Origin of the sequence: Gimesia chilikensis (genome assembly GCF_007744075.1) — a bacterium.
GTDB lineage: Bacteria > Planctomycetota > Planctomycetia > Planctomycetales > Planctomycetaceae > Gimesia > Gimesia chilikensis_A.
Map to the genome: position 1 here is coordinate 6,213,308 of NZ_CP036266.1, position 25,893 is coordinate 6,239,200.

The following is a 25,893-nucleotide window of genomic DNA, read 5'->3' on the forward strand; positions in this document are numbered from 1 at the left end:
CGGGATTGCAGGGTGGAATCAGATCAGACCATCTCCGAATGATTCGTCTGACTCTTCCGCGGGCTGATCCGGTTCTGCGGAGGCGGACGACTCTGTCTGCTCAGAACTTTCCTGGGGAGGGGCTGCTTCCTGCGCCGTGATCGATTCGGGCTCAACGGAGGGTTCGGCTTCCAGGGCACGGGCCAAGGCTGCGGCACGTTCTGAGGAAGATTGATCGCTCTCAGCCGTTTCAGCAAAATCGAAGTGATAGGGATCTTCGTGCAGTTTTCGCTGTTCCTCGATCAGCTGCATGAAGACGGTTTCCCCGTTGACCTGCGTCGATTTGGCAACCACGTCGCCGCTCAAACGGATCGTCTGACCGGTTTTCGGGCATTTCCAGAGTCGCCTGACATCGAGGTCCAGCTTTATTCCGGGGCCTTTCATGCTGTCTGTCTCTTTGCTGATGGAGGTTCGAAAATCAACACTTTTCAGATGTGTCTGACTAGATTACACTCTGCAACACTATGAAACATACCTGATGCCGTATCTCCGGTTCAATTGCTGGCGGCAAAATAATTGAATTGGAAGTTCTTTTGTTCATTAGATCAAGGTTTATCGATGTCTGATTCCGAGCAGTCTGAACCAACTTCCCCTTCCCGTTTTCCCGCGCGTGCGGATCTGGTTCAGGTGGGACGGGGCCTGCTGATGGGGGGCGCCGATATTATCCCCGGCGTTTCCGGTGGAACGGTAGCGTTGATCCTGGGCATCTATCAGCGACTGATTACCGCGATCAGCCACTGTGACGCGCGGCTGTTTCAAATGCTGCTTCGGCGCGAATGGTCGGCTGCAGCCCGGCACCTGGATCTGCGGTTCATCATTCCCCTGGGGATTGGCATTCTGACCGGGGTCGTCAGCCTGGCGAGCCTGATGCATTACCTGCTCGACTATCATCTGCAGCTGACACTTTCCCTGTTTTTTGGTCTGATTCTGGCTTCGAGTTTCCTGGTCGCCCAGATGGTGCAGCGCTGGACCGTCTTGAACGTGCTGGCGTTCATTGTCTCCACGATTGGTGTATATATTCTTGTGGGAGAACATTCGATTAAGCCGCCTGAAGGGAATCTGTATGTTTTCTTCTGTGGCATGATCGCGATCTGTGCGATGATTCTCCCCGGCATCAGCGGCGCGCTGATCCTGATTCTGCTGGGCAAATATCACGATGTGACCGGACTGTTGAAGACGATTCCCAGGGAACTGCTCAAGGGGAACATCGACTGGAACGGCCTGCTGACGGTGCTGGTGTTCGTACTGGGCTGCCTGCTGGGACTGATTCTGTTCAGCAAGGTGCTCCGCTGGCTGCTGCACAACCATCACACACTGACGATGGCCGTGCTGTGCGGGTTGATGGTTGGTTCGCTGAGACGGATCTGGCCGTTCAAGGTGGATGTTACGCCTTACACCAGTGATCAGACTCCGGAAATGGTTCCGTTCAAGCACCGGATTTACGAAAATATCTGGCCGGAATCATTTGGCGGGATGTTCTGGTCATCGATCGCACTCATCGTCGTGGCGGCCCTGCTCGTCTGGGGGCTGGACCGCCTGTCGCAGAAATACGCGATGCACGATTCTTCAGAAATGTAAGCCGACGGGAATTTTACTTCCCATCATCCTGCGGGTAGAGCAGTACGCGGTCGTGGCAGAGCAGAATCAGATCTTTGCGATTGTCGCCCGTCACATCGGCGATGACTGCTTCGCGGGGATCAACGCCGGTTCGGTTGGAGCGGGAAAAGGTTTTCTCTTCGAAGATCTTGAAATTCAGTGCGTGGCGTAAGCCTGGTTTGTCTTTGAAATTCAGAATTTCCACCTGGTGCGTCCGCAGATCGAGAATGACCACGTCGGGAGCACCGTCGCCGTTCAGGTCTCCTGCAACGGAATCGGTAAAGTAGGCCTGGGGCAGTTTCGATTCATACGAGGCGACCTCTTTGAGAGTGGGCGGAGTCTGACCGGAGTACAGAATGCCGAACTGACCGCGACCGAAGAGAACCAGGTCGGGCCGCTGGTCTCCATTCAGATCAGCCACATGAGCTGAGAGCAGCGGAAACTCGCCGATTTCGACTTCCTTCCAGGGACGATAGACGTTGGCTTCTTTACGGAGGATCCGCAGTTTCTGGACACCCAGATCGATGAGCACGATTTCGTCACCGGGCTCTCCGTCGAGATCCATATTCACGGCGCCTTCCACGCGGGCCTTACTTTCGGGGGCATTGAACTGATCAACGACCTGCCATTGATTGTCGGAATTCAGAATCAGTCTGCGGGCGAAGTTGTTCTGAGCGGTGAGGATCCAGTCCCGTTTGGGGCCGCCGATAAAAATGGACTCGGGTTTGATTTCATCGAGGTTAATTCCGCCGGACGGTGTGATTAACTGGGGAGTCTGTTTCGGCGTTAACGTAATCATTTTGGGTGAGCGGGAGAGCCCGTAGAAGGCCATCAGCTCGTAGATGCCGTCGCCGTTGGCATCCAGTTTGACCAGCGACTTGGGGGAATCCAGATTTGGCGGGTCGCTGGGGAATTGATATTCGCCCCAGCTGCCATCCTTGTTCAGACGCAGGGCCTGGAGCTGGTAGCTGTAGCCGCGTTTATCGCCGACCTTCGCGACGTAGATCAGTTCGGGGGACTGATTCCCGTCGAGATCCGCCAGTTCGAATGCCAGCGGTTCGCCTTTAATGGGGAGCACTTTGGGGAATGAGAGCCGTTGTTTGTCCAGGGCACTGACGCCGATGATCTTTTCGCGCTCGCTGAGCACAAAGACTTCGCCTTTGCCGTCGCCGTTAACGTCTTCGACGCGGAGCTGTTCGACTCCGAGCAGACCGGGATAGGTCTGCCCCAGATCCAGGCCGCGGTCTTTGGTCTGCAGGTAGACGAGCATCTGTGCTGTTTCGGGATCGGAAACGACGACATCCGTTAATCCGTCGCCATTGATATCACCGAGGTCAAACCCCCGGTTGCGTCCGGAACCTTCTTCGCCGAACCCATAGAGTGTGAGCCGTTTGGAGATTTCACCATCTTTCGACTGGGCCTTCTCCAACTGCTGGACTTTAAGGCGACCGGTCTGGGAATCGATGGTGAGGATTTCCGAACCTGGTTTGCCGTCAATTTCTGAAAGTGTGACCGAGCGGGGGCTGGAGAGTTCGAAGCGGATTTCCGGTCCCAGGTGGCCATCCTGTTTCTGTAGACGGGCACAGAGGACCTGATCTTTGCCATCGCGCGTGGCGTAGGTGAAGTCGTTGCGGCCATCGCCGTTCAGATCGGCAATGGAAGCCAGGCCCAGCTTGGGTGACGTATTCAGGATGGAACGGGGGGTTGCGAAGTCGCCCTTCTCGTCCTGCAAAATGACATAAGTGTGATTGGTGCCGAGTACGATGAGGTCGGTCCGCTGATCGAAGTTCAGATCTCCGGCAGCGATCGTCCATTGCGTAGGCTGCAGGTCCGCCAGGCGAATTCGTTTCCGATCAGACCAGCCGCCATTCTCTGTCTGGTAGCGGATAATCAGTCGGTCAGGGAGTGCGAGGTATGCCAGATCGTTGCGGCCGTCGCCGTTAAAGTCGCCGACTGTGAGGGCGGAGATAGAGACATCTACGGGCACCTTGACGTGTTTGAAACGGGCATCATCGGGAATGAAGTTCACGCCATCGCTGACCTCTTCACTCATCGGATCTTCGTTGCCGGTGCGCTGCTGCAGGATATCGATGCGGCTGTTACTGTTATCGATCAGCACCAGATCATTCAGCTTGTCACCGTTCATGTCGGCGGCGAGCATATTGGAAGAACGATCGGAGAGCTTGAAGAGTTCCAGCGGCTTGAAACCGTAGTAGTCGGCGAGTCGGGGCTTCTCGTCTGCAGAGACGTATGCGGTCATGCCTCCCAGCAGAACCAGCGTGAATACCACCTGGAATGATTTTCCACCTGCGATTTTGAAGCCCTTAAACATCCTGTCTCCCTGCCTGCTGAATTCTGATTCTATAAGTAAGTTGATTTCGATTCGATCAACTGCTAAGTCTTCTCTTGCTTAATTTACGCGAAGATCGAACGGCATGATAGTCAATGTCTTCTCGCGTGACAGCAGATTGATCAAATCAAACTTTTTCAACTGCTGTGCCAGCTCCGGAGAGAGCAGATTCAGCATGTTTGAGAGCTGACTGGATTGACGGCTCTGAGTATCGGCGGTTCCGAACAGCTGTTCGAAGGGGCTGGTCGGACGCGGGAGAATCAGTTTTTCGAATTTCTCGCCCTCGGGAATCTTGCCGAGTTTACGGGCATAGTCGATGGCTTCTTCCAGGGTTCCCAGTTCATCGACCAGACCGATTTTCAGAGCCATCTCGCCGGTATAGACGCGACCGCGGGCAAGCTTCTCGAGCTGGTCGTATTTCATTTTGCGGCCCTCGGCGGCTTTCTCGGTGAACTGCTTGTAAACCGCATGGAGCAGTTTGGTGACCGCGGCCTTTTCCGATTCGGTGAAGCCGGTCATCGGACTGAAGGTACCGCTGTTCTTACCACGGGAGATCACGCTGGTGGTGATGCCGATCTTTTTATACAGGCCTTCCACGGCCAGTTTGCCTCCCACGACGCCGATAGAACCTGTAAGTGTTCCCGGTTCCGCGAAGATCCGTTCGGCTCCCATGGAGATGTAGTATCCGCCACTGGCGGCGACATCGCCCATGCTGACGACCAGTGGTTTTCCGGATTCTTCCAGGGCCCGCCACATCAGGTCGCTGGCCAGGGCACTTCCGCCCGGGCTGTCGACGCGAACGACGATCGCTTTGACCTGATCATCTTTAGCTGCTTTCTCGACGGCTTTGATGAATGTGTCCGAGCCGAGCACGTTGACTCCGAAGAGTCCTCCCTGTGAGCTGGAACCGGACATAATGGCACCGGTTGCATAGATCACGGCGACGCGCGGTCCGGAACCGATCCGCTGTGAGGAATCGATGCCGGCCAGCAGGTCCATGAGCTTGATCAGCCCCGCAATCCCGGAGAAGTCGGTATCGAGGCGTTTTTTCGCATATTTTTTGATGATTTTGACGTCTTTATTTTTGTCGCCCCCGGTAATCAGCTTGGGCAGCTGATCTTCGTATGCCAGGTGGTCGATTAATCCACGCTCCTTTGCATCCGCTGCCATATAAGGTCCGGCATCGATGGCGGCTTCGACTTTACTATCGGCCAGACCGCGGTCTTTGGAAATCGTGTCGACAATCTGTCCGTAGTAGTTGTCCAGGATCGCTTCCATCTCTTCGCGGAAGGCGGGGCTCATGTCGGTACGGGTATAGGGTTCGGCGGCCGACTTGTATTCACCGACGCGTAATACATCAGGTTTGACATTCAGCCAGTCGAACAGGTTTTTATAGAAGCTGACTTCCGCCCGCAGGCCGAGCAGAATCAGCGAAGCCGATTCGGGCATCACGATTTCATCGCAGGCGGTGGCGAGCAGATAATCCTTGGTCATGCCGGATTCAATCCAGGCGTAGACCTTCTTGTCATTCTTACGGACTTTCTGGATGGCCTGGCGGATTTCATTCAGCTTGGCCCAGCCGACCGATGTCCCTTTGATGTGCAGAATCACCCCGGACAGCGATTTGTCTTCGGATGCTTTTTCCAGCCGCTGTGTCAACTTGGAAAGTGACTCGGTGACATCGCCAAACAGCCCGGGCATCTGGGGGCCTTCGGGATAGTCTCCCTTGATGATGATGTGCGCCCAGTTTTCGCGGATGGGCTTCGATTCCTCTTCCGCGGCGGAGACCACATTCTGGAACAGACAGAAACAACATCCCCAGATCAGCAGGAGGGCAAACCAGCGTTTGTTTGGAAAAGTGGATGACATCAGAAATCTCCAATAGAGGGACGCATGTATTGTCTGTTGAACAGGCATGAGCAGCCGGGAGACCGGATACGCCTCACAAACATTAAAATCGTATTAATGACTATAAGCAGTCTAAGTCGAACAACGTACCACGGTCAAGAAAGAGTTGACTGATGCTCCCGTTATATGAGCTGAATCCGGTCTGGTTGTGAATTTTCGGGCAGGAAAAACTAAAAAGTGTTGTCAGCGGATGGCGCTTTTGTCACACTAAGATCTGTGAATGGCATGGTTCTCTGCCAGACCCGCTCCGATTCCTTAACAACTCTGGTTTACCCGCAATGATGTCTGTCCGAACATTTCTGCTCTCTGTCATCTGTGTTCTTTCCTTTTCCAGTGCGCTGCCCGCACAGGGACTTATCTGGGAACTGCCTCCCGATGGCTCCTGGGTTCGCTTTGAAGGCACTTATGAAAAAGAGATGCCGGGTCCTGAATCGAACGACCTGAATGTCAAGCTGCAGTGGACACGGCACCTGGTAATCAGCTCCGTTGGTTCGGAGATGGCCGAGTTCGCAGGCGAACAGACGGCCTGCCGCTGGCTGGAATTCAAAACCACCACCGGCAAAGCAACCGAGTCCGGCATCGCTCCCGGCGTATCCGGTCCGCGGATCTACAAAGTGCTGATTCCGGAAAAAGCGATCAACGGCGAGCTTGTCGATCAGAGCAAGATTCCGGTCACGTTCCTGCCGATCGTCAAGGGATACCGCAAAGTCGGTGACCGGGCCGTCGAACCACTAAAAACCAACGTGCTGCGGTTCTACCCCATGATCACCATGCTGGAGCATTACACTCAGTGGGATTCGGTCGGCGAACCGGCGATGGTTGATATTCCGACCGGCGCTGTCACCGCCCAGGCTTACAAAGGGACCTTCAGCAGCGAAAGTCCGACGACGCGATCCAAAAACGAAGGTACGATCTGGCGAACGAAACAGATTCCCTTCGGCGTCGCCAAGTGGACCGTGGATGTCACCCGCGATACCAAGGGGGGCACGCAGCCCCGCTCTGAATTCAAGATGACGTCCCGCATCCATGTCGAGATGTCGGCCCACGAAGTCGGACAGAACGCCGAAACCGAGCTGCCCGCTTCGCGCTAAGGGTTATCCAGACCTGTTTATCGGAAAAAAGACACTACCGGTATCTTTGTTCCCGCCTGTCGGCAGTTCTTTCGATCCAAGGCTCGAAATCGCTTTCACTGCGGCTCTGCGGCCTGAGATTCCTGTTCGTTTTGCAAACAGGGGCACCCGAGACTTGACGCTTTCCCCGTCGGTGAAAAGAATCAGGTGTTTACGAACTTTTTCGTTTCCCCGGTGTCGTGTGTGGGGAAAATTGAGATCTGACAGTGTATTCAGATCCACCAACTTTGATGTATTCAGATAAGAAGACCGCTATTATGCCGATGGAGCTCTCCTCAACTGTTCAGAAACTGAAACCATCCGCCACGATTGCCGCTGCTGCGAAGGCCAAGGAACTGAAAAGCACCGGGGTCAAGGTTTATGAGTTCACCCTGGGAGAGCCGGACTTCAACACCCCGGCCCACATTTGTGATGCTGCCAAAGCAGCCATGGACGCCGGCCAGACTCACTACACCCCGGCCGCGGGAACCCTGGAAGTCAAACAGGCGATCTGCGATGCCTACCAGCGGGATTACGGTTTGAGCTTTCAGCCGAGCCAGGTTGTGGTCTCCAACGGCGCCAAACACTCAATCCACAACGTACTGACCGCCTTGTGTGGCCCCGGCGATGAAGTGATCATCCCCACGCCTTACTGGGTCAGTTACAGCGCCCTGGTCGAACTGACAGGCGCGACTCCCGTGATGGTCGAAACCAGCGAAGAGAGTGGCTTCTGCATGAGTGCAGAACAGTTCGCTGCGGCGATCACTCCCAAAACCAAGCTGATGATGCTCAACAACCCCTGCAACCCGACCGGTGCCGCCTACCCGGTCGAGACACTGGAAGCGCTGGCTAAGGTCGCTGTCGAAAAAGATGTTGCGGTGATGTCTGACGAGATCTACGAAAAACTGATCTACGAAGGATCGGAATTCCGCAGCTTAGCGTCCTTCGGTCCCGAAGTCGCAGCACGGACGATTATCGTCAGTGGTGTAAGTAAAGCTTACGCGATGACCGGCTGGCGTATTGGCTGGGCAATCGCTCCGGTGGAAGTCTCCGCTGCGATGACCAAACTGCAGAGCCAGGAAACATCCAACCCGTGCAGTATCAGCCAGGCAGCGACGATTGCCGCGTTGGTGGGAACACAGGACAGCGTGCAAGAGATGCTGGCCGCGTTCAAAGAACGTCGGGCTTACGTGTTGGAACGGCTGCACAAGTTCCCGGACATCAGCTTCGCTGAACCTGGTGGTGCATTCTATGCGTTCTTCAACGTAAGTGCCCACTTCAATAAGCCGCTGGGCGGAGGCAAGGTTGTGAAAGACGCAACCGAATTCTGTACGGCGCTGCTGGAAGAAGCCCATGTGGCACTGGTGACCGGCGATGCCTTTGGTGCCCCCGGTTATGTGCGTCTGTCTTTCGCAACCGACATGCAGACGATTGAAGAAGGCCTGAACCGGATCGAGCAGTTCCTCTCGCCGGCTTAAGCGTTTTCAATTGACACATAAAAAAACACCATCCCGAATTGCTTCAGGATGGTGTTTTAGTTTTTAACAGGTGATGTTGTCAGCACATGCTGTTGATCTTAGTACTGTCCCCAACCGAAGGGCAGTTCGCCGACAATGTTGCCTGGCAGGAGCACCCCGTTGGCGTCCCCTGTGGTGGTGTAGGGATTGCCGTCCAGGATGAAGATCCCCAGGTCTCCCGAACTGTCGAGACGGAAGGTACTGGCTCCGGTACCGGAGTAGAAGAAGTTACCGGCACCTGGATCAATCAGGTTATTGATACGAGCTGCCTGACGTTGAGCGTTACGACGACGTGTGGTCGAGGTGAACGGTCCATCGAATGGCACACTGTTTGTATTCAGACGAGATTTGAAGGTATCAGCGTTGGCGTAGAAGGCACCAGTATTATTCACATCAGATGAGATAATGGTGTTGTTGTCCCACAACAGGTCCAGACGGGCGAGTGGATCTGTCTGGAAGGTGTTGATAACGGTCGGGTCAACAGTGGCTCCCCAGGTACCTGTGGTATTTGCGGGGTCATCCGTTGAGGTAAACGATGCGAAGTAGACATCGTCACCCAGGTTACCCGTGAGGGTGGTATTTGTGACCGACATGATCACACCAGAGGTTACGAAGTTCCCCAGGCCATCGCTGGCAAAGCCACCAGGGTTATTGATATTACCACCTCCGCTGAAGGAGCGAGTCGTACCAACTCGGACGACCAGGCCAGTTGCGTTGAAGCCGCTGTCACGACCGTTGTCGATGATCTGGTTGTTGTCCATATCCATTCTCAGATAAACATCCTGGAAGATACTTCCGTCTGCTGCCAGAGCCGTTGTGGAGGGGTCGGTCTGATTCTGCGTGAGTGAAGCGGTGTAGACCACATACACACCTTCCAGGCGGTTCTCGTTCACGATATTGTTGTTAAACGCGATGTCGATTGAAGAGGCAGATCCCCCCAGACCCGGTCGAGCCAGGACATCGAAACCACGACCTCCGTTGAAGTCGATCACGTTGCCAGTGATACTCAGATCGTAACTCCCTGAGAGCACATTCATGAATTCGATACCATCTCCTCCGTTCCGGGTAATATCGTTGTTGGAAATGGTCGTGTTATTATAGCCGAGCAGATCCATGTCGATACCGATGGCAGCGTTCTCTGCGATGTAGTTGCGGGCGATCGTGAGAGTTCCAGCATCTTCGACAGCGATACCGTCGACTCCGTTGTCCACGATCATGTTACCCAGTGACGAGTCGGCTGCATCCCCGATGACGAGGTTGTCAGTTGCCGCTTCGAGGTGAATACCGTCACCGGCGTTTTCCGCAATGTAGTTGCGGGTCCAGGCCCCGGTAACACCACGTGCATCGCCGGGTGAATTCACCAGCTCGGTGGTCATGATACCGTGCAGACCGTTTCCGGTAATCGTATTACTGTCCATGTTTGCTGAGAGGACTGCATCCGCCTCAACTCGGAGATCAACACCAGAGAGACCGTTATCGGTAACTGAGTTGTTGTTAATGGTATAGGTATCGGTCTTGTTGGCTGCTGAGGCCGTCAGGTCGATACCATTCAGGGTATTGGTAGTGAAGGTATTGTAGGTGATATCAATATTAGTCATGACACCATCTGAGGTGCGAGCCATTTCAAGACCGTTGCCGGTATTGTTGGTAAACAGGTTGCCGTAATCAGCTGTGCTGCCCCCGATGGTGATGTTGTTGATGGTACCAAAATCACCCAGGTTATTACCGGTAACAGTCATCAACAGACCGGATGCAGCACTGTTCTGGAAGACACTCCGCTGAATGGTGCTGTTGGTCAAAGTAGCTGTATCCCGTAAGATAAATCCGACGCCTTCACCAGTGAATTCGCTGTTGAGAGTCGTGTCAAAGGTGGTATCGAAGTTGTGCTGATCGATGTCAACCTGGTTGGTTGTGTTACCGATCAACAGCAGACCGATGTGGGCATCGCCGTTATTCTGGAAGGTGTTGGTCAGGGAGTTGTCTACCGCTCCCAGGTCACCAAATTCCAGAGTCACACCGCCGTTGCCGCCCACAGTCGTGGTACCATCCACGGTACCGCCGACACCGAAGCTGGCTCCATCATCGGCAGGCAGGTTGGGGGCCCGTCCGATGAAGGTATTGCTGGTGATGGTAGCGGTGGTGCGAACATCACTGGTATCAAACAGGATACCGGCGGTACCTGTTGTGGTCCGGTTGAAGTTGTTGGAAGTAATGCTGCCCAGGGTATTGGTAGCTGTGGTGGTTCCCCCCAGAGCATTGCCCCCCAGGAACATACCGGCTCCCGTATTGTTACTGAAATCGTTCGATGAGATTTCCGTTGCCGTGAAAGTACCCCCGGTATTGTTGGTGATACTCATACCGTTACCAGTGTTGCCGGTGAAGGCGTTACTGCCAATCGAGGTCGTTCCGAAACCGGTCAGGTCGATCGAACCGGAAGTGAGTGTCATCGCCAGACCATCTTCCGTGTTACCGGTTGCAGTATTATTGATAATGCTGCCGGTAATCGCACCGTCGTTCGTGGTATTCAGGCTGATACCATGCTGACCGTTACTGTTGAAGATGTTCGAAGTGACATTGATGTTACCGATATTCAGATTGATATTGGATCCTGCTCCATCTGAGGTGGCAACAAAACCATCCAGGGTATTGTTGCTGGCATTGATGTTAGTCATGCCCAGATTGAGTTCTCCGTCACCGTTCAAATCTTCACCCGGATCCAGGACTCCATTCTGATTTAAATCTTCAGAGAGAGCGGAGATCGAACCACCGGCGGTGGCATCGAAGGCGATACCTTTTCCGGTATTATTTGAAGCTGTGATGGTATCGAAGCTGCGGAAGGTGATTGTACCGCCGTTCGAGTTAACATGCAGTCCTGTGTTAGGATTGATGTTATTGTTGAAGGTGTTGTTCGAGAAATCGGTATCGATGTTACCACCGTTTTCCGTAATGATCATCCCGGTACCGTTGTTGTTAGCGGTATTACCGGTGATGCCCAGAGTGGTCACACCGTCAGCTGCCGTTCCCACCCCATCGATGGTGCTGCCGGCATTGGCAATGATTTCGAAACCGGTTCCCGTACCCGGTGGTACGACCCCCAGGTTGTTGGTTGCCGTGTTATCCATGAAGGAGAGTTCGAGTGTACCCGCATTCTGGTTGATGAGAGCCCCATGGAAGGAGTTAGCCCCATCACCCGAGAAGGTGTTGGTAGAAACAATACCGATACCATCAGCCGTGTTGGTGACATTCACACCGCGGTTGTATAGAACGAACGAGTTGTTGTTGATATTGAACCCGCGTGTTCCTGCGGAGTAAATACCATCGTTGTAAGGCAAAGCGCCTCCGGTCCGGGCACCGCTGATGTTGAAGCCGGAAACTTCCCATGCTCCACCCTGACCAATAACCACTGCACCAGCAGCACCGCCGCCGCCAGCAGAATAGCTCAGAGTCGGACGGCTGGCATCCGGATTGTAACCAGGCAGGTTCAGTGTGCTGACCGAACCATCGTTTAAGACGTTAATGGTGTGCTGGACTGCTTCACTCAACAACCGCTGACCGGTCACACCCACGCCTTTATCCAGCAGGGTGATCTGTCCGTCGAGGTTGAGCTCGTTACCATCCTGTACGAAGATGATGTCTGTTTCAGCCGTTGGTGGAGAAGCGTTATAGGCAGCAACAGAACCGAAGGGAGTTTCATAAGTACCATTACCTGCGGCACCATAGTCCGGATCGATGTGCTGTACGATGTACGGCATATTGTCATCCGGATTGATCGCCATTTCGCTGTTGATCTCTTCCTTGACGTGAGCCACAACGCGGTAGTTACGATTCATAGGCTGGTACATACGCTGCTGGAGAGTCTTGGGACGCATCCACTTGTTCGAACGACCATCGGGGATCGTCAGAATGACATTCATCCAGGCATTCGAACCAAAGACAGAGTCCTTGGCATAACTGACACTCATCTGCCACCAGTCATTGATATTGGCTTCCGCCCGGAACTTGGCACCAGCGGCACTCTTATCGTGGTCTGAGTTGTAGTAGTAACCGCCGACAAAACCGTCGATGCCGTACTTACCGAGAACCGGCAGCGGACCACCGATTTCTGCATCAACACCACCGTAGGAAGATTCAGACTTACGTGTGCGGTTCAGGAAGATATAGTTCGACTGGAAGTAGCCGCCACCGTTCAGGTTGTTCGAAATGACAACTTCATTATTATTGATCGGGAAGTATCCGTTGATCCGTCCGGTCAGGTATTGACCGATGACTTCACCACTGACACCAATCTGATGGTAATCCTGGTAGTGGCCGTCATCGTAGTCGTACCAGCCTGCGAGGGTGAAAATCTTATCGAGATTTTCGCTATAGGCACGCCATCCGGCACCGAGGTTCACACCGCCGGCTCCCTGGTCGGTAACCATGGCCCGGACATCCAGGAACAGCATGCTCTGTTCGGGGCGAATGGTGAAGGGAATCAACATGCCGAGGTTGGAGTACCCGTCGTCGTATCCAATCCCGCCGCCGATGCCTTTGTCGAGGCGGAAGATCGGATGAAATTCATCGACGGGCATCGGCTGATAACCGGCGCCGGTGTCAACGAATTCATTGACTTCCATCGTGCGGGGATCAGGATAGCGATAAGGAATGTATCCTTGTGGCACATCCTTGTAGCTGACATCCTTCATGGATGAAAAGCCGGGGACATCATTTCGTTGAACCTGGTTTGCAGGAGTGAAATCATGCCGGAACCCTCCGGACGAGACACTCCCCACAATGGCGGAACCTGCTGGCTCTCCAATCGTGGTCCGTCCCTCAGTTTGATCACTACCATTCTCATCAGGTGCTGCTGCTGATACCAAAGCCAGTAAATACTGAGAGGCTAAAAAGAAGCAGGCCAGGCTGACACGTAATTTGTTCATCGAATGCTCCAACGTCGATGTGTAACTCGTCTCTTACAATTTCAGACGATCAACTTCGTTCCTCTAAGATCTCCCCGATTCTGGAATCAGGAGCTTCATGCCCCCCTTTCAGAACCCGGTCAATCCGAACGATCAGGTAAAAACCTGATACTGTTCTCCCCCCTGGCCCCGGTCGGATGTGAAACTGTTCCGATTATCCGGGTACAAGCGGTTATTCTGATCTTTCGGAATAATCACGTTGTTAAGTTGAGACGAAATATGCTAATCGTAGGGGTGGTCCGAAATGCGGTGAGATCAACGCCCCTGCAGGGGAGAGCATTTTAAGACGTAAGTATTTAAATATATAAAACTTACTGCACGTGATGTGTGTTAATAACAACAGGTGTTTCTGGAGACGGCGATTCCAAAATTAATAGAAATAATTTTGGTGATTTACAAGGAAATCCGACGCGAGAATGTAAACATACGATCACATACCGTAAAGAACGCGTCTGAAAGAGAGACAGATGTGCCAGATTGGGTAAGCACAGCGATTTGTGTCAAATCACTTGAACCAGATGGTATCCGCTTCCCATTTTCTGTTGACGGGGACCAGCGTGGTGAGGGTGCGACCGTTTTTCATTTTGATTTTGGCCTGAATCCCGTCCCCGACCTCTTCGATCGTGACAGAATGGACTAATTCCTCAGGAGTTGCGCTCGCGGCCTGCTCTTGTGCCTCGGCCAGGGACTCTTTGGTAATCCGATCGCGGAGTCGTTCGGTGAAGAAGGGACGCATTGACTCCACATCGCCTGCCTGAATGTATTTGAGTTGCAGGGCGATGATCTCCCGGGATTTGGTGGTTAACTGCTTAACCAGTTCGGCTTTCTGTTCGGGAGTCAGTGGTTGTTTTCCCGGATTCGCGAGAACGACGCGAGCTGATTTTAACTCATCGATCCATTTTTTCCGATCTGCCTCGCTGAGCGGGAGCTTCCGCGTGACGTAAGCGAGCCGATGGATGTCCCGTTTGCCTCGGACAATGCGATTGATCTCGTGTTGTGCGGGCGTCTTGTCGCTGGCCGCCACTTTCCACTCGAAGATGACATCATCTTGACCATCGTCGATCACGGTCCAGGTTTCGACCTCATAAGACTGTTCAATCAGGGATTTCATGCGCTTCATCATGTCGTCTGCCGAGGTTTCTTTACCCAGCTTAAACAGTCGCTGTGTGGAAAAGAGTTGCTGGTACTTCTGAACGGTCTCCTCGGTGGTGACGTACTCGGTCAGGGCACTGGTGCCATTCATCAGCCGATAGCCGACTCGCCAGTCCGGTCCCAGTTCGAACTCCATTGTCTGCAGAGCTTTGGTGTATTCCGCTTCCAACCCCCGCGTATCGATGACCGCGAACAGGCTGGCATTCCTCAATGTCAGCCACATGAATCCGTAAGTCAGACGTGTATCTGCTCCCTGCTCCTGCTTTCTATCCGGAGGTCCCAGCAGTTTCAGCACCTCGACCTCGGGTGTTCCGACATTGAGAACGCCCTGCTTATCGAAAAAGCTCCAGAACTTCAGGAATTGCTGCATGGCATTCTGGTTTTTCAGATCCAGCAACACCGCTTTACGCACTTCAATCCAGGCGAGACTGCCTTGTGAATCTTCGAGGTAGCTGACGCTCAACAGATAATGCAGCATGCTGTTTTCGGGCTGCAGTTTTACGGCTGCCTGGAATTCAGAGATCGCCTTTTTCCAGTGTTTCTGCTTCAGATAGGTCTGCCCCTGCTTTGCGCGTTTGAGTGCTTCGGCTTTCTGTGCCTGCTCTGTCTCGGCTGAGGGTTGATTCTCCTGGTCTTGTGCCGGAAGCCGGGACTGATTCATCAAGCAGACAGAGAACAAGACTGTCCACAGACAAACGATTGAGAGCGGTGAATGCAGATTCATGATGCGCTTTTTCCCTCAGTCTAAGACGCTTTCGGCTGAACGTGAGCCTGCCGGAACAGGCAGAGAGCTATTTTTGATTCTCGGGAGTCGAAATTAATTGTAACTCCAGTCGCCCCGTGTGCCACATGTAATTGGGTCCGAAGCCGGCCCGGGGGCCCCACTGGTTGTCGACCGCCTGCTGCAGGTAGGTGCGTGCTTTCGCTTTACGGCCGTGCAACGATTCATTCAGACCGATATAGAGATTCGCATAAAACAGGCGTTTTTCCCGTTCCTGATCGCTGATCTCAGCCGCGTTGATGGCTTTCAGAATCGCGTCCGGAGTTGTTTTGCCTTCAAACAGGCGATACAGATCGGGAAAGGGTTCACGGTCATCCTTTTCGTACTTCAACAGTCCTTTTTGAGCCGCCTCGGGGCCCTTTGCCTGGAACTGGGAGAAAAACCGCCAAATCCCGTTCTCGCGATCGACGTTATCAAACGAGTGATAGATTTCGAACTGCCGGGCAGCATCGGCGTACTGTTTAGCGTAATAACAGGCAATCCCCCGTCGCCAGTGAGAGGTTTTGATCGAGGGATCGAGTTCGACCATCTTGTCGTAATCTGCGACGGCCTGTTTGAACTGTCCCAGGAAAAAGTAAGCGTCTCCCCGCCGGGAATAGAGGGCCGTCTCCCGGGGCGCTGCTTTGATGCGTTCCGAGAGTTCCTCAATCTGCTGCTCGAGTTCCTGCTGCAACGCGTTCGTCTGTGCTGATTTATCTGCGGACGCTGGTTGGGGATCTGCATGGACCGGCTGGATGAGTCCCGGGAGGCAGAGTATCAGGCTGCAGAGGATCCAAAATCGCATGGAGAATGCTTTCTGTGTCGAACTGGTGACTGTTACTTTATTCAGTGAACCTGCTGATCTCCTATAGTGTCATACTCTGAGCGCAGGTAAAAGAGCTAAGCAGACTGAAAAGAATAGAAAATTCTCGCCCGGATCGACTTGGCGTACAGAGAATTTTTCGTATAATGCCTGTTAGTGCTACAAGTGACGACGCCTGCACAGCTTAGCGAACTCACTCAGAATTTATTGCCTGATAGTGTAACGGTAGCACGAATGACTCTGACTCATTTAGTCTAGGTTCGAATCCTAGTCGGGCAACTTGAAAAGTCCTGAACCAGCAATGGTTTAGGGCTTTTTTTATTGGAATGAGGCAACGAGGCCCAAGCTGAACCTGCAAGCCTCGCCATTGTGCTTTCAACTGCATTCATTTCATACACAGAGCAGAGCCTCTGCTTCTAATCAAGAGTGTCCCCTTCACCGCTGCTGTGAAATGATGATCAGCTTCCACTGAATCGGTCCCAGGTTTTCTGCGTGCTGGTGATGGTTCTGGGGTGGAAAGGGATTGTCTTTGTTGGAAGCGATCTCGTCGCCGCAGGTTTCGCAGCGATAGATGCCGGAGTGGGGGCAGATTTCGCCGGGGTTGTGTAGCGTGTCGAATTCGGGCTGATCCGCGTGTTCGAGATACTCTTTGTACTTATAGAGCGCCATCTGATCTCTCCTTATTTAATAAGTAAGACTGAGATAAAAGGCAGCGGGCAACGTTGGTTGTGACTCTAATTAAAGCTTAACCGCAGAAATCAGACCTGCAAGATCGATTTGACAGTGGAGCGTGCCTCAGATGGTTTCGGGGAAACAGTCCTTGATTGACATTGCTCGATGCATTGTTGAAGATGAACTGTCCCGCTCAGGTTAATTACTCAATTCGAATTCTTTTGGTGAAGAGTCTCTATCATGCTCCGCTCTCTGCTTGCGCTTTGTCTGATACTCACGGCTGGTGTGTACTTTTCTCAGCAAGTCTCAGCCGCTGAACAGCAACCAAATATCCTCTGGATTATCGCTGAGGATATGGGTCCGGAACTCGGCTGCTACGGTACGCCTGAAGTCAAAACGCCTACGCTGGACCGACTGGCCGAACAGGGGATGCAGTTTCAGAATGCGTTTACCGTCACGCCCGTCTGTTCGACGAGCCGTTCGTCTTTCATGACGGGCATGTATGCGATGTCGATTGACGCTCACAATCATCGGTCCCATCGTGACGGCACCAACCCACTGCCCGAAGGCGTTCGCGTCATCACCGACTGGTTGCGTCCTGCTGGCTACACGACTGCGAATATTCGCAACCTGACGAAAGATCGCAAGCTGGCCAAGTTCTACAAAGGGACCGGTAAGACCGACTGGAACTTCACCTACCCTGAAGGCAAGCAGCCCTTTGATCTCAAAGACTGGGACGAACTCAAACAGCATCAACCCTTTTATGCCCAGATCAACTTTTCGGAAACACATCGGGGCGGTGCCTGGAACTCGGCTCATGAGTATCTCGACTACCAGGTCGATCCGGAGAAAGTTCAGATCCCCCCTTACTATCCCGATCACCCGGTGACCCGGGCGGTCTGGGCACAGTATCTGAATACCGTGATGGCCGTCGATAAGAAGGTCGCGTTTATTCTGGATCTGCTCAAGCGGGATCAGCTGGATAAGAATACGATCGTCGTGTTCATGGCCGATCATGGTCGCGCCATGCCCCGCGGCAAACAGTGGCCTTACGACAGCGGCCTGCATATCCCGCTGATCATTTACTGGCCCGAAGGAAATTCGGATCTGCCGGCCCCCGCCCAGTATCATCGAGGTGAGAAGAGCGATCAGTTGATCTCGTCCATTGACCTGAGTGCGACCACGCTGGCCCTGGCGGGCATTGAGAAACCATCCCGCATGCAGGGACAGGTTTTTCTGGGTAGCCAGACCGAGAAGCCGCGCAGCTACCTGTTTGGCGGACGGGACCGCGGCGACGAAACCGTGTTCCACATCCGCACGGTTCGTGACAAGCAGTTCCGTTATCTGAGAAACAAGTATCCCGAACGGCCGTTCCTGCAGATCAATCGTTATAAGGAAACCCAGTACCCAATCATCGGACTGCTGCGGGATCTGCATGCGAAAGGGGAGTTAAGCGGTCCGCCGGCTGTGCTGATGGCGGAGACACGTCCCCGCGAGGAACTGTATGACATCCGCAACGATCCCTGGGAGATCAACAACCTGGCTGAGAATCCCGCTTACGCCGAGACAAAACAGCGACTGTCTGCCGCTTTGGACCACTGGATGGAGGAAATCGACGATAAAGGTCGCACTCCTGAAGATCCAGCGATCCCTGAGTTCTGGGACGAACGGGCGATTCGCGTCTATTCCAAAAACCTCAAGGAGCGCCCCAAGGACTGGTTCAAGTCGGCTCCGGGACTGGGGCCTTATAAACTCAAAGAGAAAGCAGACAAGTAAATCAGCCGGAGTTGTCTGGCACAGCGCAATAAAAAAACTCAGGCAGCGAGCTGCAAGCCTGAGTTTTTTTCATTCACACATTTGTGTTATGAGCGATCACAACACAAGTTGTGTGCTGATCGATTACGGATAGGTCAGGTATCCGTTGGATTCGAGGTAGGCGACGACTTCATCAGCCAGCTCGTCGATGCCTTTTCCGTCAGAATCGAGAATCAGTTCTGCTTTTTCCGGTTCTTCGTAAGGAGCGTCGATACCGGTGAAGCCTTTGATTTCTCCAGCCCGTGCCTTCTTGTAGAGGCCTTTAGGATCGCGGCCTTCGCAGGTTTCCAGAGAAGCTTTGACGAAGATCTCGATGAATTCGCCATCACCCAGAATTTCGCGGACCTGATCACGGTCTTCGCGGTAGGGAGAAATGAAGGCGGTCATGACGAGGATACCAGCGTCGGTGTACAGTTTGGAAACTTCGCCGATACGACGGATGTTTTCGGTACGGTCTTCAGGAGAAAAGCCCAGGTTCTTGTTCAGCCCCATGCGGACGTTGTCGCCATCCAGCACGAAGGTGTGTTTGCCTTGCTCGAACAGTTTGTGATCGACGGTGTTGGCGATCGTGCTTTTGCCGGATCCGCTCAAACCGGTGAACCAGAGAACGGCACCCTTGTGTCCGTTCTGCTGACAGCGTTTTTCTTTAGATACGTGGTGTTCGTGCCAAGTCACGTTGGTGGCTTTTTGCTCGGCCATCGAGGAATTTCTCCTTACTCGTTCAAAAATATCTTTGGAAACAGGGTTTATCTGCAGATCTCTGCGGTGAAAACAGTGCAGAAATCGACTATTGTGAGTTGATGATTGCACGATCCTAGAGAATGTCCCCTGCCGATGGAAGCCCACAGATTGGGAATTTCTGCGAACATTCTCGTTCCGGACTACTGGAACTGCTGTTTTTGAGCTGTTAGAGTACGCGCAGGGAATGATTGCCGGCGAGCTCCGCAGTGGCAGGGTACATCAGTACCTTGCGTGTTCTGCCTGCATTCCAGTGACGGACCATACCTATAAATTGTTATTTGCCTATACCTTACGCTTCAACCATCGAACTCAGAAACACAGGAATCATGTCCGACAAGGTCTTAAAACTCGGTATTCCCGCGGGAAGTTTACAGGAATCGACGGCGGAATTATTCAAACGCGCCGGATACGTCATCAAATTTTCTTCCCGGTCCTACTACCCGACGATCGACGATGATGAAATCGAGTGTCTGCTGATCCGGGCCCAGGAAATGGCCCGCTACGTCGACCAGGGAATTCTGGATGCCGGCATCACCGGTCACGACTGGATCCTCGAGACAGGAGCAGACGTTCAGGAAATCTGCGAACTGCAGTTCTCCAAAGTCAGCCGTCGCCCCGTTCGCTGGGTACTCTGCGTTCCCGAAGATTCCCCCGTGCAATCCGTCAAAGACCTGGAAGGCAAGCGAATCGCCACCGAAGTCGTCGGTATGACCGAACGCTACCTCGAACAACACGGCGTGACCGCGAAAGTTGAGTTCTCCTGGGGTGCGACTGAAGTCAAGCCTCCCAAACTGGCCGATGCGATTGTGGAAGTCACCGAAACCGGTTCTTCCCTGCGGGCCAATAACCTGCGGATCGTGGAAGAGCTGATGCAGAGCACGACCCGCTTCATCGCCAACAAGCAGGCTTACGAAGATCCCTGGAAGCGCGAGAAACTCGAAAACATCGCGATGATGCTCGAGTCCTGTCTGGCTGCGGAAGGCAAAGTCTGCCTGATGATGAACGTGGTTCGTACCGATCTGGAGAAGGTACTCAACCTGCTGCCCGCACTGCAGAAGCCGACCGTTTCTTCATTGTCCGACCCCGACTGGGTGGCCATTAACACCATCATGGAAGAATCGGTCGTACGCTCGATCGTACCGAAACTGAAATCCGCCGGTGCCTGCGGTATCGTGGAATACCAGATTTCCAAAATCATCGACTGATTCCAACCCGGAGAATAGTCCCGGCTCAAACAGGAACACAGCATGCCTGTCACCGTCATCAAAGTCGGAGGGAGCCTGTTCGATCTGCCGGACCTGGGGAACAGGCTGTCCCACGTGCTGGGACAGCTGGATGGTTCCCGCCCGCTGATCATTTCCGGAGGGGGACGTACCGCCGACCTGATCAGGGACTGGGATCGGATTCACAGCCTGGGTGAAGAGCGTGCGCACTGGCTGGCGATCCAATCGCTGACGCTTAACGAACGCCTGCTGAATCAGCTGCTGCCGGAGTCGGAATGGGTCGACTCGCACGCCGCTACGGAAGCAGCCTGGCGGGCGAACCGCATTCCGATTCTCTCGGCTTACGCCTACCTGGCGCGGCCTGCGGCTCCGTCACTGGAACAGGCGGAACTACCGGCTGCATGGGAGGTGACCAGCGATTCGATTGCAGCCTGGATCACACTCACCTGGCCGGCTCAGGAACTGGTGTTACTGAAATCAGTTGATCTGCCTGAAGTGGAAACCGCTGCTGAGCTCGCTGCCCTCGGGTTCGTCGACGCTTACTTTCCCCAGCTGGTGGATAGTCTGCCCTGCCTGCGCTGGTGTAACCTGCGATCCTCGGAGGAGACGCTTCAACTGGCGACAGTCACCAGGGGCAAGAGCTTCCAGAGTAGAAACGCGACCGGTCCTGCATAAAGCGGACTGTCGAGCAGATCGAGCAGGCCGCCGAAGCCGGGCAGCAGTTCCGCAGAATCTTTTTTGCCGACATCCCGCTTGATCAGCGATTCACACAGGTCCCCCACGAGACCGACAACGCCGATGATCGCCCCGAACAGAATGGACCAGTACCACGCGGGAGCACTCCAGCTGTCGTTAAACAGGGGAGGGGTGAACTGCAGCCAGAGCCAGGCGCCGAGTGAAGCCCCAAAGATCGCACCAAAGCCGCCCATCCAGGTTTTCCCCGGACTCAGACGGGGCACAAGTTTTTTCTTACCCCAGAGACGACCAAACGTATAACCGCCGACATCACCCAGCTTGGCACTGATGATCAAGGCGCCCAGAGCGAGGTAACCAGTCTGGGGACCAGCGACCCAGCGGAGTTCGGCCAGCATCGCGAGCAGAAAGCCGACGTACGAAACGCCCAACAGTTCGGCTCCCAGAATTTCCATTGTCTGGCCCGGTTCCTGAAAGCGAATTGCATTCTTCAGAAACAACAGCAGAACGGAAATCGCATAGGTCACCGACAAGAGTGCGAGTGAAAGCGTCTGCGGATCATTCGCGCCGGTCTGCAGCGAAGGAACCAGCCAGGGTAACCAGGCCGCATTACAGATCAGCAGCGAGAGCAGACAGACCAGCGGATATCCCGGTTTCAGATTGCGGACCGTCAGCAGTTGCGTGATCTCCCAGGTTCCCCGGAGAATCAAGAGCCAGCAGAGTCCCAGTAACCAGGGGGCACTACTCCCCGCACGTTGATCGAGATAAAACAGACCGAACAACAGGGGAATCAGAGTTGCGGAAACCAGAAGCCGCCAGCCCAGCATGCTGCGTTATCCTTTCAAACCGCCGAAGCGACGGTCGCGGGCTGCGAAGTCACGGAGTGCCTGCCAGAAATCGTTGACGGAAAAATCAGGCCAGTAGGTTTCAGTCACCCAGAGTTCGGCATAACTGATCTGCCAGAGCAGAAAATTACTGACGCGCATTTCGCCGGCAGTCCGAATTACCAGATCCGGATCGGGCATGCCAGCGGTGTAAAGATGCGAAGAGATCACGTCTTCGTCGATCTCTTCGGCTTTGAGTCCGCCCTGCTCGACTTCACTCACAATCGACTTCACGGCGTCCACGATTTCAGAGCGGCTGCCGTAATTGAGAGCGAGACAGAGTTGCATGCCGGTATTATTTCGACTCTCGTCGATTGTTTTGTCGACTTCCGCCAGTACATCTTTTGGCAGGTCTGAACGACGGCCAATGGTGGAGAAGCGAATGTTCTGCCGCATGATTTCTTCACGTTCGCCGATCACGAATTTTTTCAACAGCTGCATCAGCAGGTTGAGTTCGAGTGCGGGACGCTTCCAGTTCTCACTGCTGAGACAATAGAGTGTGAGCTGTTCGATGCCCAGCCGCGTCGATTCTTCTACGACGGTGCGCACGCTGTTGACGCCCTGGCGATGTCCTTCGATGCGGGGAAAACCACGACGTGAGGCCCAGCGACCGTTACCATCCATGATGATCGCGATATGCCGGGGCAGTTGGCGGGATTCCAGCCCCAGCGATTCCCCATCCTGTTCCGATATGGCGGGCACAATTTGCCTCACAATGTCTGATGATTGATTGAGTTTGACTTCTGGCCTGCTCGGGCAGACGGCTTGACAAGCGTGAGCAGAATCAGATCTGCCCTGTCTGTTTATTTTGAGCAATTTCGGCAAAAACGCCAAGGCTGCGCGGGGAGAAAGCACAGCATCTTTAAAGAATGAACCGTAGTTCCGGTTTCGTACAGATGTTCCGGGGTGAATTCCCTCCTGAAATCATCTCTGCGAAAAGAATCAGCCGCTGATCTGGACCGATTCGAGTTCTTCAGCTTCGAGGACGGGATCCAGGTAAACGGTTTCTTCCCAGTAAGCGGGTTCGGCGCCCGGAGATTCAATCGACAATTTGACGCGATCCTCAAGCACTTCTAAAACTTTAACTACTGTATGTTCCCCAATGAGGATACTCTCATTCGCTTCACGAGAGATAATATGCATTCGCTCGCCTCAAAGAAATTTCAGAATTGAATCTGTGAATTGTGAAAAGTTATTGTGTCGCTCATTTTGACGAAGTGCAATCAGAAGGACAAGCTGAAAGCATTCAAAAAATAAAACGATTTTTAAGGAGGTTTCTTTTGGTCGAATATCACTTGACAAAATTGCTTTCAGAATATCTCCGCTTAATTTCATTAGCACATCATCGACATGTCAACGATGTAGCAGCATCACTGTGACAAGCAGTCGTACCCAAAAAGAATTCATCAAATCCACATGCATGTGACCAGCGCGTTTTTAAAAATAGTATCGGATCGAAAACTATTTTTTTCCCTGCGCGCGTTTGTTGCGAAAGAACTCCTGCAGGATTGTACGACACTCATCCTGCATCACGCCACTGATGACAACACTCTGATGATTCAACCGTGGATCATTGGTGATCTCAAACAGTGAATGACACGCACCTGCTTTTTCATCGCGCGTCCCATAGATCACGAGGGGAATGCGTGACTGGATAATCGCCCCTGCACACATCGGACAGGGTTCCAGCGTGACGTATAACACACAGTCACTCAGACGCCAGGTACCCAGCGACTCCGCGGCCTGGGTAATCGCGATCATCTCGGCATGCGCTGTGGGGTCGCTCAATGTTTCCCGCTGATTGTGTGCGGCTGCAATAATCCGATCCTGATGAACAATCACTGCACCGACGGGAACTTCATCTTCTTCGAACGCTGCCCGGGCTTCGTCATACGCAAAACGCATCCAGCGGGTATGCAGCTGCAGCAGTTCGCGGTCGCCGGGGGTAAATTCGGGTTCGTCGGGTCGATCAATCATCACAGTCACGCTTTTGAATAAGAAGGAGTTACCGTCTGCTGCTCAACATAATCCAGTCCCCGCGGAAAAGGAAGGGGGGCTCCGAGTGAATCTTGCCGGAAAGGAGTATTCTTGTCGACTCTGTTTGAGATTCAGGCGGGAATCCGCTTACAATATTACCGTCACTCTTACTATTGAAACCTCTCCCGTGAATCATCAAGGTGAACTCCCATGCGCAGCATCGTGATCTGTGTTTCAACGCTGCTGGTCCTCAGCTGTCTGTTGATTATGGCTCCCAAGACTCAGTCTCAGAATCAGACCAGCGAGAAACCGCCGGCACTCGACACCACCGTCAAAGCCTTTGGCGCAATTGGGGACGGCGCAGCCGATGACAGTGATGCCATCCAGCGGGCCGTCGATTCAAAACAGGGTCAGATCGTCTTTCCGAAAGGGATCTACCGTCTGACGAAGACCATCACCGTCGACCTCGACAAACTGGGACCGACCTCTATCAGTTCTGACGGCACCGCCACGATTATCATGGCTGGTCCCGGTCCCGCGTTTCGTTTCATCGGCACGCATGAGGGAACCGCCAGCCCGCACACGGTGAAAGAAAATGTCTGGCAGAATCAGCGGTCTCCCATGGTCGACGGACTGGAGATTGTGGGCGATCATGCGGAAGCCTGTGGCATTGAAGCGACGGGCACCATGCAGATCACACTCACGCGATTGACGATCCGTCGCGCGCTGCATGCGATTCACTTTACCAAACGTAACCGGAACGTGATCGTTTCCAATTGCCACCTGTATGAGAACCGGGGCGCGGGCGTGTACTACGATCACGTGAGCATCCATCAGTCGAATATCATCGGCTGTCATATTTCTTATAACGCGGGCGGGGGCGTGGTTGTTGACAAAGGTGACATCCGCAACATTCAGATTGGCACCTGTGACATTGAAGGCAACATGGGTGATGAAAACTCGAAACCGACGGCGAATGTGCTGATTGATTCCGAAGGGGCGATGGTCGGAGAGATCGCGATTGTGGGTTGCACGATTCAACACGATCACAATGCTCCCGGTTCTGCCAACATCCGGATTAATGAAAATGCCCGCATTCGCCCGCACTCCAAAGAACATCGAGACGGAAATATCACCATCGCCGACAATGTGCTTTCGGATGTGCAGACCAATATCGAAATCACCAGTGCCCGCGGTGTCACAGTGACCGGCAACACGATGTGGAAGGGTTACACGCACAATATCCGCGTCGACGACTGCAACAACATTCTGATCTCGAACAATGTGCTCGACCGGAATCCCCGCTATCACTATGGCGACGGAAGTACGGCCCAGGTCGGTATGCTGTTTACGAACTGTGACGGCTGCACGATCAGCGGCAACCATATCAACGGGACCGGCGATGAGCGGGTCGCCTTTGAAGTACGCGATTCGCGTCGGATGAATATCGTGGGGTGTTCGATTCTCGATTATTCCACCACGGGACTACTGCTGAAGAACGTCTCCGACAGTCGCGTGTCAGACTGCCTGATTTCTACCGATCTACCCGATAGCGAGAACGCCCAGGCGCTCGAGATCATCGGTGGTAAGGACAATCAAATCGTGAACAACCTTTATAAAAAGGTATCACCAAAGTAGAGTCCCTGGTTCACTAGCCACGCCCCCCTCGTCGCATC

General features: G+C 53.6%; 19 protein-coding genes and 1 tRNA gene. 8 read left to right on the forward strand and 12 right to left on the reverse strand.

What is annotated here, in order from left to right:
- Positions 1 to 18 precede the first annotated feature (18 nt).
- A complete protein-coding gene (locus tag HG66A1_RS23345) occupies positions 19 to 423 on the reverse strand; it encodes a hypothetical protein (RefSeq protein ID WP_145189779.1) in 405 nt (134 codons plus the stop codon).
- Positions 424 to 597: 174 nt separating this feature from the next.
- Here HG66A1_RS23345 and HG66A1_RS23350 point away from each other — a divergent pair, with 174 nt between their 5' ends.
- Complete coding sequence (locus HG66A1_RS23350; protein ID WP_145189782.1) at positions 598 to 1,617, forward strand: DUF368 domain-containing protein; 1,020 nt, start codon at positions 598 to 600, stop codon at positions 1,615 to 1,617.
- A 13-nt stretch (positions 1,618 to 1,630) separates the two neighbouring features.
- Here the strand turns inward: HG66A1_RS23350 and HG66A1_RS23355 are convergent, their stop codons facing one another.
- Positions 1,631 to 3,967: an FG-GAP repeat domain-containing protein gene (locus HG66A1_RS23355; protein WP_145189785.1), complete on the reverse strand. Its 2,337-nt coding sequence runs from the start codon at positions 3,965 to 3,967 to the stop codon at positions 1,631 to 1,633.
- Between the two features lie 78 nt (positions 3,968 to 4,045).
- Entirely contained in the window at positions 4,046 to 5,854 is a 1,809-nt protein-coding gene (gene sppA / locus HG66A1_RS23360; RefSeq protein WP_145189788.1) for a signal peptide peptidase SppA, read from the reverse strand.
- 317 nt (positions 5,855 to 6,171) lie between these two features.
- Between sppA and HG66A1_RS23365 the strand changes: the two genes are divergently transcribed.
- The gene (locus HG66A1_RS23365; RefSeq protein ID WP_145189791.1) at positions 6,172 to 6,984 is read left to right on the forward strand and encodes a hypothetical protein; all 813 of its coding nucleotides are present in this window, start codon (positions 6,172 to 6,174) and stop codon (positions 6,982 to 6,984) included.
- 296 nt (positions 6,985 to 7,280) lie between these two features.
- A complete protein-coding gene (locus tag HG66A1_RS23370; protein WP_145189793.1) occupies positions 7,281 to 8,480 on the forward strand; it encodes a pyridoxal phosphate-dependent aminotransferase in 1,200 nt (399 codons plus the stop codon).
- Positions 8,481 to 8,578: 98 nt separating this feature from the next.
- Here the strand turns inward: HG66A1_RS23370 and HG66A1_RS23375 are convergent, their stop codons facing one another.
- The 3 genes from HG66A1_RS23375 to HG66A1_RS23385 form a co-directional block, all read right to left on the reverse strand.
- The gene (locus tag HG66A1_RS23375; RefSeq protein ID WP_145189796.1) at positions 8,579 to 13,438 is read right to left on the reverse strand and encodes a beta strand repeat-containing protein; all 4,860 of its coding nucleotides are present in this window, start codon (positions 13,436 to 13,438) and stop codon (positions 8,579 to 8,581) included.
- A gap of 544 nt (positions 13,439 to 13,982) precedes the next feature.
- A complete protein-coding gene (locus HG66A1_RS23380) occupies positions 13,983 to 15,353 on the reverse strand; it encodes a tetratricopeptide repeat protein (RefSeq protein ID WP_145189799.1) in 1,371 nt (456 codons plus the stop codon).
- A gap of 67 nt (positions 15,354 to 15,420) precedes the next feature.
- A complete protein-coding gene (locus HG66A1_RS23385) occupies positions 15,421 to 16,194 on the reverse strand; it encodes a tetratricopeptide repeat protein (protein WP_145189802.1) in 774 nt (257 codons plus the stop codon).
- A gap of 226 nt (positions 16,195 to 16,420) precedes the next feature.
- Between HG66A1_RS23385 and HG66A1_RS23390 the strand changes: the two genes are divergently transcribed.
- Positions 16,421 to 16,491, forward strand: a tRNA-Gln gene (locus HG66A1_RS23390).
- 156 nt (positions 16,492 to 16,647) lie between these two features.
- Here HG66A1_RS23390 and HG66A1_RS23395 read toward each other — a convergent pair.
- Entirely contained in the window at positions 16,648 to 16,881 is a 234-nt protein-coding gene (locus HG66A1_RS23395; RefSeq protein WP_145189804.1) for a hypothetical protein, read from the reverse strand.
- A 243-nt stretch (positions 16,882 to 17,124) separates the two neighbouring features.
- Between HG66A1_RS23395 and HG66A1_RS23400 the strand changes: the two genes are divergently transcribed.
- Positions 17,125 to 18,660 (forward strand): sulfatase, encoded by a 1,536-nt coding sequence (locus tag HG66A1_RS23400; RefSeq protein WP_145189807.1) that lies wholly within the window; start codon positions 17,125 to 17,127, stop codon positions 18,658 to 18,660.
- 123 nt (positions 18,661 to 18,783) lie between these two features.
- Here the strand turns inward: HG66A1_RS23400 and cysC are convergent, their stop codons facing one another.
- Positions 18,784 to 19,398: an adenylyl-sulfate kinase gene (gene cysC / locus HG66A1_RS23405; RefSeq protein WP_145189810.1), complete on the reverse strand. Its 615-nt coding sequence runs from the start codon at positions 19,396 to 19,398 to the stop codon at positions 18,784 to 18,786.
- A 368-nt stretch (positions 19,399 to 19,766) separates the two neighbouring features.
- Between cysC and hisG the strand changes: the two genes are divergently transcribed.
- On the forward strand, positions 19,767 to 20,645 hold the full coding sequence (hisG, locus tag HG66A1_RS23410; RefSeq protein WP_145042916.1) for an ATP phosphoribosyltransferase: 879 nt from the start codon (positions 19,767 to 19,769) through the stop codon (positions 20,643 to 20,645).
- A 42-nt stretch (positions 20,646 to 20,687) separates the two neighbouring features.
- Positions 20,688 to 21,338 (forward strand): uridylate kinase, encoded by a 651-nt coding sequence (locus HG66A1_RS23415; protein WP_145189813.1) that lies wholly within the window; start codon positions 20,688 to 20,690, stop codon positions 21,336 to 21,338.
- On the opposite strand, the gene HG66A1_RS23420 is transcribed toward HG66A1_RS23415, so the two are convergent.
- From HG66A1_RS23420 to tadA, 4 genes are all read right to left on the reverse strand, one after another.
- Positions 21,275 to 22,183 carry a phosphatidate cytidylyltransferase gene (locus HG66A1_RS23420; protein WP_145189815.1) on the reverse strand — a complete coding sequence of 303 codons (909 nt, stop codon included), beginning with the start codon at positions 22,181 to 22,183 and terminating at the stop codon, positions 21,275 to 21,277. The two genes, HG66A1_RS23415 and HG66A1_RS23420, sit on opposite strands and share 64 nt — an antisense overlap.
- A 6-nt stretch (positions 22,184 to 22,189) precedes the next feature.
- A complete protein-coding gene (locus HG66A1_RS23425) occupies positions 22,190 to 22,942 on the reverse strand; it encodes an isoprenyl transferase (RefSeq protein WP_145189818.1) in 753 nt (250 codons plus the stop codon).
- A gap of 240 nt (positions 22,943 to 23,182) precedes the next feature.
- Positions 23,183 to 23,383, reverse strand: a complete 201-nt coding sequence (locus HG66A1_RS32685; RefSeq protein ID WP_145189820.1) for a carbon storage regulator — start codon at positions 23,381 to 23,383, stop codon at positions 23,183 to 23,185.
- Between the two features lie 318 nt (positions 23,384 to 23,701).
- The gene (gene tadA / locus HG66A1_RS23435) at positions 23,702 to 24,217 is read right to left on the reverse strand and encodes a tRNA adenosine(34) deaminase TadA (RefSeq protein WP_145042926.1); all 516 of its coding nucleotides are present in this window, start codon (positions 24,215 to 24,217) and stop codon (positions 23,702 to 23,704) included.
- A gap of 210 nt (positions 24,218 to 24,427) precedes the next feature.
- Here tadA and HG66A1_RS23440 point away from each other — a divergent pair, with 210 nt between their 5' ends.
- Positions 24,428 to 25,855: a right-handed parallel beta-helix repeat-containing protein gene (locus tag HG66A1_RS23440; protein ID WP_145189823.1), complete on the forward strand. Its 1,428-nt coding sequence runs from the start codon at positions 24,428 to 24,430 to the stop codon at positions 25,853 to 25,855.
- Positions 25,856 to 25,893: the final 38 nt, after the last annotated feature.

What these genes read in the sequence shown, in the direction of transcription:
- HG66A1_RS23345 (WP_145189779.1), bottom strand. Translation starts at nt 423, where the DNA reads ATGAAAGGCCCCGGAATAAAGCTGGACCTCGATGTCAGGCGACTCTGG.
- HG66A1_RS23350 (WP_145189782.1), top strand. Translation starts at nt 598, where the DNA reads ATGTCTGATTCCGAGCAGTCTGAACCAACTTCCCCTTCCCGTTTTCCC.
- HG66A1_RS23355 (WP_145189785.1), bottom strand. Translation starts at nt 3,967, where the DNA reads ATGTTTAAGGGCTTCAAAATCGCAGGTGGAAAATCATTCCAGGTGGTA.
- sppA (WP_145189788.1), bottom strand. Translation starts at nt 5,854, where the DNA reads ATGTCATCCACTTTTCCAAACAAACGCTGGTTTGCCCTCCTGCTGATC.
- HG66A1_RS23365 (WP_145189791.1), top strand. Translation starts at nt 6,172, where the DNA reads ATGATGTCTGTCCGAACATTTCTGCTCTCTGTCATCTGTGTTCTTTCC.
- HG66A1_RS23370 (WP_145189793.1), top strand. Translation starts at nt 7,281, where the DNA reads ATGCCGATGGAGCTCTCCTCAACTGTTCAGAAACTGAAACCATCCGCC.
- HG66A1_RS23375 (WP_145189796.1), bottom strand. Translation starts at nt 13,438, where the DNA reads ATGAACAAATTACGTGTCAGCCTGGCCTGCTTCTTTTTAGCCTCTCAG.
- HG66A1_RS23380 (WP_145189799.1), bottom strand. Translation starts at nt 15,353, where the DNA reads ATGAATCTGCATTCACCGCTCTCAATCGTTTGTCTGTGGACAGTCTTG.
- HG66A1_RS23385 (WP_145189802.1), bottom strand. Translation starts at nt 16,194, where the DNA reads ATGCGATTTTGGATCCTCTGCAGCCTGATACTCTGCCTCCCGGGACTC.
- HG66A1_RS23395 (WP_145189804.1), bottom strand. Translation starts at nt 16,881, where the DNA reads ATGGCGCTCTATAAGTACAAAGAGTATCTCGAACACGCGGATCAGCCC.
- HG66A1_RS23400 (WP_145189807.1), top strand. Translation starts at nt 17,125, where the DNA reads ATGCTCCGCTCTCTGCTTGCGCTTTGTCTGATACTCACGGCTGGTGTG.
- cysC (WP_145189810.1), bottom strand. Translation starts at nt 19,398, where the DNA reads ATGGCCGAGCAAAAAGCCACCAACGTGACTTGGCACGAACACCACGTA.
- hisG (WP_145042916.1), top strand. Translation starts at nt 19,767, where the DNA reads ATGTCCGACAAGGTCTTAAAACTCGGTATTCCCGCGGGAAGTTTACAG.
- HG66A1_RS23415 (WP_145189813.1), top strand. Translation starts at nt 20,688, where the DNA reads ATGCCTGTCACCGTCATCAAAGTCGGAGGGAGCCTGTTCGATCTGCCG.
- HG66A1_RS23420 (WP_145189815.1), bottom strand. Translation starts at nt 22,183, where the DNA reads ATGCTGGGCTGGCGGCTTCTGGTTTCCGCAACTCTGATTCCCCTGTTG.
- HG66A1_RS32685 (WP_145189820.1), bottom strand. Translation starts at nt 23,383, where the DNA reads ATGCATATTATCTCTCGTGAAGCGAATGAGAGTATCCTCATTGGGGAA.
- tadA (WP_145042926.1), bottom strand. Translation starts at nt 24,217, where the DNA reads ATGATTGATCGACCCGACGAACCCGAATTTACCCCCGGCGACCGCGAA.
- HG66A1_RS23440 (WP_145189823.1), top strand. Translation starts at nt 24,428, where the DNA reads ATGCGCAGCATCGTGATCTGTGTTTCAACGCTGCTGGTCCTCAGCTGT.